Source organism: Erythrobacter aurantius (assembly GCF_023823125.1).
GTDB classification, from domain to species: domain Bacteria; phylum Pseudomonadota; class Alphaproteobacteria; order Sphingomonadales; family Sphingomonadaceae; genus Erythrobacter; species Erythrobacter aurantius.
Map to the genome: position 1 here is coordinate 913,868 of NZ_CP090949.1, position 13,872 is coordinate 927,739.

A 13,872-nucleotide genomic window follows, 5' to 3' on the forward strand; every position below is an offset into this window, starting at 1 on the left:
ACGTGCGCATCATTGATTTCCTCGTGTGCATGTAATGCGGCCATTGGGCTGTATGGCCGCGACTGTCAGGCCTAATATTCCCGCGTTCCTGAAGTCTCCATCTTCAGGTTGGTTTCCTACACCCCGATTAAGGTGAGAGTGGATAAAGAGGTCGGGCGCTTCGGTGGTCCACCCTTCGCCGAAGTAATTCGCGCTGACGTCTCTGGCCCTGATTACACCGGGACCCTCTCCAGGTGATGAGAAAGGCGTCCCAACGTATCTGGTGTAAAGGCGTAACAATTTTCCTGGAGCAGAGTAGAAGCCAAACTCCCTGTTATCATTACTGGCCTGCAATGTAATAAGGTTCAGGGCTTGAGCTTGCACCCGTGGATCAGCAAGCGCCGGAATGCCACTGCAACTTTCGTCTAAGATTACCCTTTGCGGCCTTCCAGGTGAGCCACCTCTCCGTCTGCTCTGCGAATTCGAGGATGCACCGCCAGCGAGCGCGAGGATCTCTGAAAGACCGCCGAGTGGATCGTATAGGACGGCAGCGCCACCACCATTTTGTTGCAGCATACGCCAAGCCCACTGTCTGTCCGCACGTGCCGCTTCCACCCGAATACATCCTGGTTCTCCTGGTTGGCAATCAGGAAGTTCTTCTTGGAGCCCCATCGGATCCACAAAGTTCGCAGGATTATTCCTAACGTAGGCATACATATTGAGCCCATCGCCATACCCGATCGGGTCGGTCTGCATGAACCGCCCGAGCCCCGGTGAGTATGCACGCGCCTTGTAGTGATACAAGCCGATTTCGGGAATAAAGATCTGCCCGGTGTAGCGGAACCTGCCGCTGTTCTGCGCCCCGCCCGCAGAGCCGGGCATGCCGAACTCGTCATAGGCATTGATTGTCTCCACCCCGCCGCTCCGGTTGAAGCTGGCCACAATCGACCCAAGCCTGTCGGCGTAGAGATACTCGGCGGCAGTGTGATCGGCATTGGAGCCCGGATAGGCAATCGCCGGATCATCGCCGCCTGACACACCGTGGACATAGCGGTCAAGCATGGTGCCAGCGCTGTTGTATTCCGCGATCAGATCGTTCCCGTCATACAGCAGCCGCTCGATCGTACCGCTGCTGAAGTCATAGATCTGGTAAAGCCTGCCGAGCGGGTCATATTGCAGGGTGGTTGTTCCTGATCCCTGGACCACCGAGAGCTGGTTCCGGGTGTTGTAGGTATAGGTCGTCACCCCGTCCGAGGTAAGGTTGCTGTTTGCGTCATAGGTGAATGCGGTGCTGTCGACGCTGGCATAGCGGTTGAGGCCGTCGGGCGTGTAATCGACATCCGTGCTGGCCGCAGGCTGGTTGTCCCACACATAGAGCTGGTTGCTGACCTGCTCGCTCGTCGCCTGTGCGGCTGCATTCAGCGTATACTGGCGGGTAACATCATAGCTGCTGCTGGGGTGGTCGGTGAACGTGCTGAGATACCGACCCGCCGCATCGTAGGTATAGGTCTCATCAGGAGCGCTGCTGGCGCGAGCCGTGCTTGCCAGGCGGCCGCTGTTGCTGAACGCGTTGGTGACAAGGGTGATGTTGCTGTCATCCCTGATCGAGGTGTTTCTGCCGAGAGTGTCGTAAAGATAGGTCCAGTAAGCACCGTCAGGATGGGTAACCCTCGTTCGCCGTCCCGCGCTGTCATAGAGATAGGACAAGGTCCGCGTGGCACCGCCCATGATCTGGGAGGTCGATGCAGGGCGCCCATGGGCATCGAGACTGAACGTGACCCGATCCCCGGAAGTCCCGAAGTTTCCATTGTCAAACCGCGCCTCGACAAGGCCACCGAGCAGGTCATAATCGTAGTAGACGTCGCGAGTGTAGGTTGAAGCAAGCCCGGAACGGGTCGGGACGTCCATATGCGTCAGACGATTGAGCTTGTCATAGGTGAAGCTGAAGGTCTCACCAGCCCGGGTGCGCTGTGTCAGGACATTGCCGGCATCGTCGAAGGTCAGTTCCACGCGGTCCGAGGATAGCGAGACACCGGGGGTCGTCGGGCTCGGGAAATGGGTCTTCCACTGACGGTCATGCCCATCGTAGAAATAGGTCGTGCGGTTGTCCTCGGCATCCTCGACCCAGGCAAGCGTACCATTGGGGTTGTAGGACATCTCTGCGCTGACCTGCTCGATGCTGGTGTCGACAGCCGATCTGACCTGCGTTACGCGGTCAGCCGCATCATAGATGCGGCGAGTGATCCGGTCCTCGAAACCCGAGGTCGCGGTCATGGCATCGCACGCGCTGGCAGGCAGTATCGTCGAGGTGCTGGTGACGTTCATGCGCAGCGCTGTGCAGTCTGGACGACCCGCATTGTCATACCCATATTGCACCAGCGAATAGCGGGTATTTCCATCGACTGAAATCTGGGAGGCCGTCTCAGGCCGGCCAAAGGCATCGAAGGTGTTCTCGACGACCGTATCGACCGTCATCGCCGCCAGATTCGCTTCTGTGGGTCCTGTTGTATAGCCGTTTTCGGTGAGGGTTATCTGGCCGTCCTTGTTGTAGGTCAGCCGTGTTGCAAGCCGTTGCAGCGCGCCTGCCCCGTCCGGATCGGGCGATATCATCCCGACGATCTGACCAGCGGCATCATAGTGATAGGTGGTGGTGTCACCGGTGCCACCAAGCGGGCCATCAACAGTCGCGACGTTTCCGAGTTCATTATAGGTGAACTGGGTGGTCATGACATGTGTGGAGTTTCCTGCCTGGCGCCGTGCCTGACGCACCTGGAGATTGTGTGCTCCGGTGTTGGTGTAGTAGAAAAGCGTCTTGAATTCGTTGGCATTGCCAGTGCAGGCGTTGGCGATGCGGCATTGTGTTGTCCCGGTCGGCACGCGGATGTAGTCACCATCGACCAGAACCCCTGAGGGATTGTAGAACTTGGCCCGATAATTCGCGTAGGTAATGTCGGTTCTTGGTCTGGGGTCGCCCGGATTGGGGGCGGGAGCCTCGACGCGGGTAAGTACACCGTATGTCGCATCCCAGGTGTAGTTGGTGACATTCCCGTTCGGGTCGGTCGTGCTGGTGGGCAGGTTGCAGGTTACAGGATTGGAGCAATTCGCCGGATAGGCCGTGCTCGTGACGATATTGTTGGCCGCAACGTTCGACTTGTCGATCAGCGTAGTCTGCGTCAGGTTTCCGCGGGAGTCATAGGTATACTCTACCCGGTTGCCCTCAGGAGCCTGAACTGCCTCAAGCCTGCCACTCGTGTCATACTCAAACAGGGTAACTTCGTTATACGCATTGTTAACGTAAGTGACGTTCTGCTGGTTCATATCGGTCGCTGTGGCACGAAATCTGCCCAAAGAATCGTTCGAATTCGATGTGAGATGTCCAGCGAGAACATCCCATGTGTAAGTACGGGTATAAGTGCCCTGATGGACTACTGAGGACACTCGGTCGTCAGTGCCGTAGTTGTACACCACGCTGTAGTCGTTGGATGCCGCGGTATCCTCGGGACGCTTGATCCCCGTAAGGCGATCCGAGGAGTCAAACCGGAACACAGTCTGGCGTGCGAGAACGTCTGTGACGATCTCGGTCTGCTGTCCTCCACTATCGATTGCGGGGACGAACCCCAGAGATGGCCAATCCTCGGAGAAACTGCACTCGGCAATCTGGACCGGATTGCAGTCGTCAACTGCATTGTTGATCGCAGTCACCTTGGTGAAGCGATACCAGTCGTCCACCGTGGATGCACTCGGCGATGTGGCTTGTGCGTATCGGTACCGAAGCTGATATCCCAGACTGTTGGTTACAGACTGCAGACGGACCACGTGAATGGTGTTCGAAAAGAGCGTGTATGAGTCATTGACGTAATGGAGTGTCGTCTTGTGGCCATCAGGACGGGTGATTGTTTCTGCGAGCGCATCAACGGCCCCGTAATAGCTTTCGCCATTGGCTACGTAGGACTCCCTGAATTCAATTTCGGTGCCGTCGCGCATGGTCAGGATGTGCGTTCCGGTCGTAAAATTGGTGGCGATTGTTTCGCCAGTGCCCTGTGCGGAGACATAGGTCCCGCCGACCAGATTGAAGGTCATACGGCTGCCACCAATGTTGACCGCAGCCGTCGGAGCACCTGAAGTGATTTCGGCAGAAATCATGTAGTTGTGACGCCACCCGTTGGCTACACGGGTTCTGACATGAGCCAGACCGTTCGCGCCGCCAATCGAGACGCTCGACGCAGGGATCACCACTTGGCCGGTGCTCATGTCGACACCGTGCTCATCAACCGGCGAGCGGATGCCCGGATCATCAATTGTTATGCTTTGCGCAGCGACCGGAGTTGCCACAAGCATTGCCGGGGCAACTGCTGCTGCGGTAGAAAGAAAAAGATGCCTGGACTTCATGGCGGACCTCTGACTGAAAAACTCTTGCCTGACCTGTCGAACTGCCGCGTCGGGTTATTCCCTCAACGGTTCCCTGTCGGTCTCGCGCCGCCACTCACCGGCAAGGAGCTCCGCGTTTGCGCATAGCGCTGCCGGTCGCTCGCCAAGGGCGCGTTCAAGCTGGTTCTGCACGGCCTCGTTGCCTGTCGCCGCAAGGGTGCACATCCTGTTGCGGAACCGCATGATCTGGCCTCGATTGCTCAGCCCGGCGCCCTCGCAATCGACCTGCTCAAAACCCTTGGCCTCGAGGCCGCGAACCGAGCGCGGCATCACTACGATCCGGGAGGTCGTTCCCTGTGGGCCTTGTGCTGCCAACCCATCATTATCTGCTGACCGGGCGAGGCATACTGGCTGTACTTCGGCCTTCCCTCGAGCTTCGTCCTGACTACCGGATTGTGCCCACGTTGCAGCTGGCGCCAAGAGCACCGCGCACATGAATGCGGAACTGATCTTCGTTGTATGAAAGGTCTTCATTTGTGCTCCTCGAGAAGGACGCAGGTTGTCGGGATGTTCGCCGGCGCTGCTCACTAGAGTGGGGGTGGCCCGCCCCCGCCGCCGCACATCGCTGTCGAGACAGTCAGTAATGCCGCGTCTGTTGCTCCTGAAGGATCGCTCAGCACGTAAGTGAACGAGGAGATGTCGAACGCTGGGCCGAAATAGACTTCGACTATTGATCCGCTGAACACGGTAGCTGTCCCACCGCCCGAATTCTTGACCACCGAAACAACGGTCAGGGGGGTGTCGCCATCCGGGTCGCTGTCGTTCGCAGTAACGTTCACGAATTGCGATGCGTAGCAGGTCCCGCTGACAGAATCGTTCACTGCATTCGGAGGATTATTTGAAGGCGGCGGCGGAGGAGGAGGCGGCGGCGGAGGCGGAGGTGGAGGCGGGGGAGGAGGCGGAGGCGATCCACTTGAACAGGCTGGGACTGACCCATCGTTCCGGGTCATCATCCCGGTTCGGTTACCCATAGCATCATAGCAGACAGTCCGGGTGTCCCCATTATTGGCACCGCCACTGACCTCGGTAGTGATCAGTCTTCCAAGGGCATCATAATCAAATACCTCGGTTTCTGATTGTGCCTGAACAGCAGAATGCAGAGACAGAGCAAGCGTGCCCAGACTGATCGAATGAAAAAGCCGGTTGCGATACAAGACCTGTTCCCTTCAGCACTGTTTCGACAAAAAGTGACAAGGCTTTTTGACCTAATCGTTCTCAACTAATAGGGATTTTTCTGAGATCGATTGTCAAGCGAGTGAATTGGAGGTCTATCTATTTCGAACCAACGGGTCCCGGTTTTCTGCGGTATCGGGCAAGTTGCCCTACAGAAAAAATGAAGGTGCGCCTGAACGCAGATTTGAGCGGATCTGCACCACCGGACGCACCAACATCTTGGGCAAATCGGACAAATATCCCGAATCACCAAAATCTCTCGGCTGCGATTCGCCCGCGCTACCCGCTCCGCAATCGCGGCAGCACAGGCTCGCCGCCGGTATCCTCGCAGACGCGCTCGAAGTGCTTGAGCGAACGGTAGCCAAGCAGACGGAGCGCAGGCCCGAACAACATGTTCGCGCTGCGATACTGCTGTTTGGAGCGCATTGTCGGGGCTTCAAATGTCCGCTCAAACCAATCGCGTTCGCCAGACACGATGGCCTCGAGGCGCGGCAGCCGCATCATCATCAGTGGGCCGCTCGCCGCGTTCAGGTCATGCGACACTTGCCAGCGCGCCGGCAGATCGCGGTCGATGAGTGCCATCAGGCCGAGCCAAAGCTTCCACACCAGCGCAGGAGCGTCGGTGCTGATGGCAAGCGCCATCTCGGCGATGAAATAGTCTCGGATGCGTCGCAGTTCTTCCCATCGGGGCACGTCTTCAGCATCCAGCGGGCCGCGCACAATGTATCGCTTGCCGTCCTTGCTGAGGATGATGTCGTCAGGGTGCGGCCAGGGTTCATCAGGCTCCTCACGTCCCTGCGCGAGGGCCGCTTTCCATTTGCGGGCCTGCTCCTGCCGGAGGCTCCGCAAGAAGCGGAAAATCCGCATCTCCTCCTCAGCTTTCTCCCTGGCAGAAGAGGCTTCAATCTCAGCCATGGCTCGCTCCCTTGCCTCCATCCGAGCCTCGCTCCTTTCGACATCACGATGGATCTCGCGCAGTGCATGCGGGTTTCCTTCGGCCGCCAGCTTGATCTGCTTGTGACGAAGGATCTCAAGCATGGTCATTTCGATCTTCTGCCCACCCTCAATGACCACGTGGCGCCTGCTCAGAAGCTTGCGAAGAACTGCGTCGGATTCGCGCTCGGGATCGGGCATCCGATCCTGTTCCACCGTTTTTCTCTTTGGACGTCCTCCGGGATTTCCCGACTGACCCTTGCGGAACTGCCCATGCCGGGGCGGGCGCTTGTAACCAGTGCGCTCGTCATCAGCACGATCAGCCATGAGCCTGCTCCTCCTCGAGAACCGCAAAAGCCTTGCCGCTGGTCATGTTGGTGGCACTGCGTCCGGTGTATGCCTCCCACCGGCGGACGATGGTGTCGCAATAGAGTGGATCGTATTCGACAAGGCGTGCCCTGCGTCCGGTTTTCTGCGCCGCAATCAGTGTCGAACCCGAGCCCCCGAAACAATCGAGCACGATCTCGCCGCGGCGCGAGCAGTCGAGGATCGCATCGGCCACCAGCGCAACCGGCTTGACCGTGGGGTGCATCGCCAGTTCCTCTGCCCGGGTGCCGCTGATCGATGAGATCCCCGCGTGGTCCCAGACGTTGGTGCGGTAGCGCCCCGTGTCACCGAGCCCGAAGGTGTTGGTGTGTTCTGCGGTGCCATGCTTGAACACGAAGATCAGCTCGTGCTTCGAGCGATAGAAGGTGCCCATGCCGCCATTGGTCTTGTTCCAGACCACAAGGTTCCTGAGATCGGTGAATACCTTGTCTCCTGCGACAAGCAGCTCGCGCATGTGGCGCCAGTCCATGCAGACAAAGGCAATCGCCCCGTTACGCATGACGCTGGCGGCATTGCCAAGTGTCACTTCGAGGAAGCGTGTGAACTCGTCCTCGCTCATCTCGCCGCTGGCAAAGGCAAACTCGCGGTGCCTGATCCCGCCCTTGCCACACACATGTCCATCGATTTTCACATTATAGGGCGGGTCGGTGAACACCAGATCGGCGCTTGCCCCGTCCATCAACGCCCCGATATCGGCCGGATCACGCGCATCGCCGCAGATCAGCCGATGCTCTCCCAGCAGCCAGATGTCGCCGCGCTGCGATACCGGTATTGCTGCAGGCTCGGGGATCCGGTCCTCGGCTGCATCGCGCGCGTCCAGCCTTGCCTCGCGCGCAGCTTCAAGTGTCAGGTCGATCTCGGCAAGGCTGAACCCGGTAAGCCCGATATCGAAATCAAGATCGATCAGCTCCTGCATCTCGATCGCAAGGATCTCGGGATCCCAGCCCGCATTGAGGGCAAGCTTGTTGTCCGCGAGCATATAGGCCCGTTGCTCTGCCGGGCTCATGTGCGAGAGTGTGATGGTGGGTACGCTGGTAAGGCCCAGCAGCCGTGCTGCCTCGACCCGGCCATGGCCGGCAATAATCAGGTTGTCGTCATCGACCAGCACCGGGTTCGTGAACCCGAACCGTTCGATGCTGTCGGCAATCTGCCTTATCTGCTTGCGGGAATGGGTGCGCGCGTTTCGCGGGGACGGGGTTAGCGTTGCTATCGGTTGTTGGGCAATCGCTTGCGCAAACCGGCTTCCGGTACTTTCCATGGGACTTCTCCATAGTTTGCAACTGATTTGTCGAAGTAAGTCTCAGTCACTGGTTCAGTCCTCTTTGTGGTGAGCTCCGAATATGCCGTTTACTCCCTTCCGATATCAGTCCCAGCGACCTTTTTTATGTGGACATCTGTGGAAATGTTCACCGTGCGTTCCCGGAATGCCGAGGAGTTGAATCCCGCGCGAGCAGGACATCAGCACGTCATTCGCTGCGCGAATTCCCTGTTATGGGCGAATGAATTCCCTGTTCTTAAGGGCAGGTCGCAATGCATGTGGGACGCGGCTTCCACCGTGTTTTCAGGTGGATGTGCGCACAAACGGCCCTTCAGGGGACCCAATTCCGTCAGAATATTCACGAAAAACAGGGAATTCAGAGAAAAACAGGGAAGAGCAGGGTTCGCTTCAGACTGTGTCGCGCACCAAACAGTCCTGAGTGATCTGCAAAGATACGCAAGGCCGCGAAACTGGAGCCACGAGTGGCGCGGTTCCGCGGCCTTCTCTCTTTGTGTCGTAAGGAAGTGCAGGCAGAGACTGGCCTTTCTCGAACAGCCTCGGCGCAGATTTCGCCAGCCGTCTCAGGTCGGAAAATTCTGACTGCAGGTGGAGATGTTCAGGAGAAGCCGAGCTCGTGCCGCTGTTCGGCCCAAGCCAGCGGGATCGGCGTGGCCATCAGCCGCGCGGCGGTGATATGTTCGGGCTGATTGCCCTCGACAATTGCGGTGATGATGTCGGGTGCGAGACGCGAGAGGGCAACGAGCTTGCCGAGCCGAGTCCTGCACCTTCCATGGTCGCGCGCAATACTGGCAATCGACTTCTGGTTCGAGAAGGTCACTGCTGGTCTTTCGGAGGAGCAGAAAGGCGATCTGAAGAAGAAATTCGGCACCAAGGGAGCGATTTATGGCTCCGACGACCGAATTGCGCTTATCGCGCTCGACATCGCCACGCACTTCACGGAGAATTTCAAGGATCTGGACTTGGGCCTGAAAGGGCAACTGGCGACGGACTCGAAGCGCTCGGCCATTCGTTACAAGAAGGCGCTCGATGCAACTGGGCTAGTTTCAAGCGCGGTCGTGATTTCGCCGCCCGACACGCGCGAAGGCCATTCGGAGGTCGATGAGGCCGAGCTTCCCGAAGTCCAACAGTGGTGGAAGGACAACGTCAAAGGCGATGCGGAAGACTATGAGCGGCAGGTCATCGAAGACTTTTCGACAGAAGGCCGTCCGGACATTCTGATCGTCGTCGACAAGCTCCTCACTGGGTTTGACGAGCCGCGCAACGCTGTCCTCTATATCGACAAGAAGCTTGAGCAGCATAACTTGATCCAGGCGATAGCGCGCGTGAACCGCCTGCATGAGAAGAAGCCCTATGGGCTGCTCATCGACTACCGGGGAATCCTCAAGGAACTCGACACCGCACTTACCGAGTATCAGGACCTGGCTGAGCGTACGCAGGGCGGCTTCGACATCGATGACATCGACAAGCTCTATGCCGATGTCTGCACCGAGTATAAGCGGCTGCCGCTGCTCCATTCGGAGCTTTGGGGCTTGTTCAACTCAGTCAAGAACAAGGCCGATATCGAGCAATATCGTCAATTGCTTGTACCGCACACGAACGAATCCGACGATGGTACGGTGATCGACGAAAACCAGAAACTGAGGGAAGATTTCTACGAGGCGCTGACAGAATTTGGACTTTGTCTCAAGATCGCCTTGGGCTCACGCTCATTCTATGACGATCCATCGATCACCGAGGAGCAAGTCGCAACGTACAAGCGCGACCTGAAGTTCTTCACTAACCTGCGCAAGATTGTGCGCCAGGACGCCCAAGAAGCAGTCGATTACAGCGCTTATGAGGACCAAATCAGGCGGCTCGTCGACAAGTATGTCGTTGGCGAGGACGTCGACAATGCGGATGGCGTTTTGATCGTCAATGAGCTCGGGAAGCACCAGAACCCCGAAGAGTGGACGCCGGAAAAAACGCGCAACGAGACCGACATTATACGCTCAAGGGTGCGCAAGACGATTGAGCAAGAGTTGGCTGATGACCCCTATGCGCAGCTCTATTTTTCGGACCTATTGAAGCGAGCGATTGAGGAAGCGTCAGCGCTGTTCGACCACCCCTACAAGCAATTTGTGCTGTTTAAGGATCTGGAAGAGAAGCTTGCGGCGAAAAATGTTGAGGGCACACCTAAAGCTCTCGAGGGTCACCGCCAAGCCGAGGCCTATTTCGGGGTGTTGAGGCTTGAAGTCGGTGATGAGCAAGTCCTCGGCTCAGATCAGTCTGATTATGAGAAAGCGGCTCTGGATATGGAACAGGCCGTGACCGATGCAGTCGCTGAAAACTCGCTCAACCCCGCCAATATCGAAGCAGCCATCCGCAAGGCGCTGCTTCCGCGACTATTCGGCCTAACGGGATTGGATAAGGCGAAGACCATTACCGAAAAGGTAGTCGAGATCACCCGCATTGGCAGGGCGCGCGGAGGCGATTAGCCTATGTTCATCAAGTATGGTGCCGAAGAAATTGCTTGCCGCGTGAAGCGGTCAGAGGCGCTTGCAAGCCGAGTTCGCATTCATGTGTACCCAAATGGCGACGTCGAAGTTGAAGCGCCGCGAGATAGGTCTGAGGCTGATATCAGAGCGGCCACTCAGAAGCGGGCGCGCTGGATCCTCAAGCAAAGAGCCGCAGCGCTCGCTCTTAGGGACCAAGTGGTGCCGAGAGACTATGTCAGCGGCGAAACCCATTTCTATCTAGGCCGTCGGCACAAGCTGGTCGTCGTAGAGACGAATGAGCAGCCGTCATCAGTCAGGCTGTTGCGGGGCAGGCTTGAAGTAACATTGCCGGTTGCCGATCCTGCCGCGGTGAAGAGGCGCTTGGACGAATGGTACGGCAAGAGAGCGGCGGACTACTTGGGCTCGAAGTTGGACGAGATTTCCATGCGCCTTTCATGGGTTCGGGCGACGCCGAACCTCAAGCTCATCCGGATGAAGTCGCAGTGGGGAAGCTGCTCACCGGAAGGTACGATCTACTTGAATCCGGCTCTTATCAGGGCACCGAGGCACTGCATCGAATATGTAATCTTGCACGAGCTTTGTCACCTGCAGGAACATAACCACAGCAAGCGGTTCTATGATTTGCTCACCCGGAGCATGCGCGATTGGAAATCTGCCAAGTCCGAACTGGACGGGCTTGCTGAGTTGCTACTTGCGCCAAGCTCTAGGAGCAGCTCAGCAGTTCAATCACAGGCCGGAATTTAACATAAGATCCCTTCGCAACGCCTCGCCGTGGCAGGAATGCTCATTTCAATGTTCCCGCCATTCGATCGTCCAGGGCTTCAGGGCTGAAGCTATGGCCTTGTCAAGAAACAGAAGGCGGTAACGATCATTGCGCGGACCGCAGTCGAAATCCTTCGGGACCGATGTACTGGCAATAATCTTCGTGGGTGGAATGGGTCTCATGGTCATAATCCCCATAGATTGATGTCGCACCATATGCTTCACGTCGTCCGCGTCGAACCGGAATGCAAACACCACACCATTCGAATGCCGTACCCTCGCCTCATCGGCGATAATTCGAATATCCTCAAGGGCGGCAAGTTGAGCGGATAGCCAGCCCAGATCTACAATCTTGGGCCGGAGGCTTTCGAGCTGATCCGGGTGCATCACACGCTGGTATTTCTCGTAGGTCCTGACCTTGCTGGCATAATGCTGATCTCGCAAGTCCTCATCTTCGAGGAATCTCGCAAGATCATCGATAGTCTTGCGAATTCGACTCAGTTTTTCCCCTCCAGCAAAATCATCAGAAGCGTAGCGAGCTGCACGAAGGCTTGACTCCGCAAGAAACAAGGGGCTTCCGCCATGCGCGAGATCAAAGCCCTGCGAGTAAGACATGAGCGAGCTGGCGGCGGGCGAAATCCAATCGATCGCGCTCACTACAGCGAGAACGCGATCAACCGTTTCCTTTGTGGCAGCGCCCGCGTGTGGATGGAGACCATGCTTTTCTATTGCGGCAGCCCCAGAACTTGATGTTCCATGGAAAAGCACCCAGTCATCGGTCTCGATGTCAGCAGAGAATAAAGAATCGGGTGAGTTATGATGCCGCATGATGCAAACTGTTGTAATTCTCTCAGAAACAGAATTTCAATCGAGCCCTATCGAAAGGCATGGAATTGTACCAAGTCGAAACCGCTGAACCCTCGGCCGAATTCCTCGCCATGTGGCAGGCTGCGGGAAGGCACATCCAGGGTTTTTTCCAGGATGGGCTGCAGAGCTGGTTGAAGGTCGATCCTCGTCCGCCATTCCTCGAGCACTTGTCTTTCCGTATTGGCAATCAGGTATTCTTCATCCGATTGGAGGATATTGAGGATGGGGCACAGGTGCCGGGCAGCCGGGATGGGCTGTTTTCTGTCGCGACTGGATGGAATGGCCACCCCTGCCTCATGCCGATGAGAAGGTCTTCGAATGGATGGCGACCGGAAAGACCGGGCTGGGGACTGGTCGACATGCGCAGCGGTGAAGCAATCGATCCAACTTGGCTTGTTTCCGACGAGCGGATCGAGGTCACTGACTGGGAATTGCTGGATTTTGCCGTGCAGGTCGTGAAACAGAGGCTTCAGGAACAGGGCTATGAGATCATGTCCAGCCATTCCAATCCCAAGGTCCATCCAAACATATGGTTCATTTCTGAAAAAGGACCAGAATGGGCTATTGTTAGAGCAACACGCTATCCGGACCCAATTGCGACTTTGCCGTCGAATTGGAGAGAAGTTGCCCAAGATTGCGAACACCTCAGCAAGCACGGGCATTTTGCCCCAGTGGCCTTCGCGCTGGATGAAGACCGAGACCAACCCATATGGCGCGGTTACGCAGCTGATGCCCAATTTCATGGTCTACAGCGCCTGGAATGCTGATCCCTCAACTTGTGAAAGAGAAATGGCTTCCGATCCTCAAGGGTCGAACCGTTCAACAACCCGGTCCCGATGAGCAGTCAGTTCGGGATTTCCCTCATTCCAATGCGCCAACCAGTCACGATAGCTGGAGTGGATGAATCGGACATCATCGCCTGCAACTGAGTTCCCGAAGCGATCTGCCTCTGCCCGATGCTCCCTAATCATCTCGGCATCGATCGGTTTGCCAGAGCGCGTCCGAGGCTCCGCATAGATGTAAGCCAGAACAGGCACGCGATCACGGCGACGGCCTTCCGTCACGAGACCGAAAGCATGCTTGAGCAACTGTGCACCGTCGAGGTACTCAAATTTGGTCTCACCCGAGCGCAGCTGATCTCGCAGGTCTTCGAAGCGCCTCATGTTCGGGCCCCACACGTCACGATCGTATGCAGGCGAGAGGTCCACCTTCTTTGCATCTCGAAAGGGCTCGTAGCGCTTGCTCTCGACACCGATGAGCATGCTGGAAGTCTGGATTACCGCGTCCAGCCATGGATGCCTCCCGCCCGACCATGGGAAGCGGGCACAGAACTCGACATCGACCAGCTGAACCCTTCCGACCTCTTCGAGATCCGGGAAAGAAGGAAGTAGGTGCAGTCTGGGTATGAACCAGCCGAAGCAATTTACGGCAAGTGCCGCGGAACTTTCGGGACTGGCGAGCTTGCCACTCTCGATCTCTTTGCCTCCAGCATCAGTAAGACGCTGTAAGATGTGATTGACCGGTACACCGGGTAGGAACAAACTCGCCATCTTATCCTGTGCGGTCATT

10 protein-coding genes are annotated in these 13,872 nt (G+C 57.2%); 3 read left to right on the forward strand and 7 right to left on the reverse strand.

What is annotated here, in order from left to right:
* Positions 1 to 9: 9 nt before the first annotated feature.
* The 5 genes from L1K66_RS04580 to L1K66_RS04600 all read right to left on the reverse strand — a co-directional run bounded on the left by L1K66_RS04580 (position 10) and on the right by L1K66_RS04600 (position 8,158).
* Positions 10 to 4,368, reverse strand: coding sequence for an RHS repeat domain-containing protein (locus L1K66_RS04580; RefSeq protein WP_252259812.1), 4,359 nt, complete (start codon positions 4,366 to 4,368; stop codon positions 10 to 12).
* Between the two features lie 54 nt (positions 4,369 to 4,422).
* A complete protein-coding gene (locus tag L1K66_RS04585) occupies positions 4,423 to 4,881 on the reverse strand; it encodes a hypothetical protein (RefSeq protein ID WP_252259795.1) in 459 nt (152 codons plus the stop codon).
* A gap of 53 nt (positions 4,882 to 4,934) precedes the next feature.
* A complete protein-coding gene (locus L1K66_RS04590; protein WP_330221254.1) occupies positions 4,935 to 5,378 on the reverse strand; it encodes an Ig-like domain-containing protein in 444 nt (147 codons plus the stop codon).
* 481 nt (positions 5,379 to 5,859) lie between these two features.
* Entirely contained in the window at positions 5,860 to 6,840 is a 981-nt protein-coding gene (locus tag L1K66_RS04595; protein WP_252259813.1) for a DUF5681 domain-containing protein, read from the reverse strand.
* Complete coding sequence (locus L1K66_RS04600) at positions 6,833 to 8,158, reverse strand: site-specific DNA-methyltransferase (RefSeq protein ID WP_252259814.1); 1,326 nt, start codon at positions 8,156 to 8,158, stop codon at positions 6,833 to 6,835. The genes L1K66_RS04595 and L1K66_RS04600 overlap by 8 nt, the downstream gene beginning before the upstream one ends.
* 764 nt (positions 8,159 to 8,922) lie before the next feature.
* On the opposite strand from L1K66_RS04600, the gene L1K66_RS04605 reads away from it, so the two are divergent.
* Together L1K66_RS04605 and L1K66_RS04610 are read left to right on the forward strand one after the other, a co-directional pair.
* A complete protein-coding gene (locus tag L1K66_RS04605; protein ID WP_252259815.1) occupies positions 8,923 to 10,653 on the forward strand; it encodes a type I restriction enzyme subunit R domain-containing protein in 1,731 nt (576 codons plus the stop codon).
* A gap of 3 nt (positions 10,654 to 10,656) precedes the next feature.
* Complete coding sequence (locus L1K66_RS04610; RefSeq protein WP_252259816.1) at positions 10,657 to 11,418, forward strand: M48 family metallopeptidase; 762 nt, start codon at positions 10,657 to 10,659, stop codon at positions 11,416 to 11,418.
* 45 nt (positions 11,419 to 11,463) lie between these two features.
* On the opposite strand, the gene L1K66_RS04615 is transcribed toward L1K66_RS04610, so the two are convergent.
* Positions 11,464 to 12,264: a hypothetical protein gene (locus L1K66_RS04615; RefSeq protein WP_252259817.1), complete on the reverse strand. Its 801-nt coding sequence runs from the start codon at positions 12,262 to 12,264 to the stop codon at positions 11,464 to 11,466.
* A 65-nt stretch (positions 12,265 to 12,329) separates the two neighbouring features.
* Here L1K66_RS04615 and L1K66_RS04620 point away from each other — a divergent pair, with 65 nt between their 5' ends.
* The gene (locus L1K66_RS04620; RefSeq protein ID WP_252259818.1) at positions 12,330 to 13,070 is read left to right on the forward strand and encodes a hypothetical protein; all 741 of its coding nucleotides are present in this window, start codon (positions 12,330 to 12,332) and stop codon (positions 13,068 to 13,070) included.
* 36 nt (positions 13,071 to 13,106) lie between these two features.
* On the opposite strand, the gene L1K66_RS04625 is transcribed toward L1K66_RS04620, so the two are convergent.
* Positions 13,107 to 13,871 carry a PGN_0703 family putative restriction endonuclease gene (locus L1K66_RS04625; RefSeq protein ID WP_252259819.1) on the reverse strand — a complete coding sequence of 255 codons (765 nt, stop codon included), beginning with the start codon at positions 13,869 to 13,871 and terminating at the stop codon, positions 13,107 to 13,109.
* Position 13,872 lies beyond the last annotated feature (1 nt).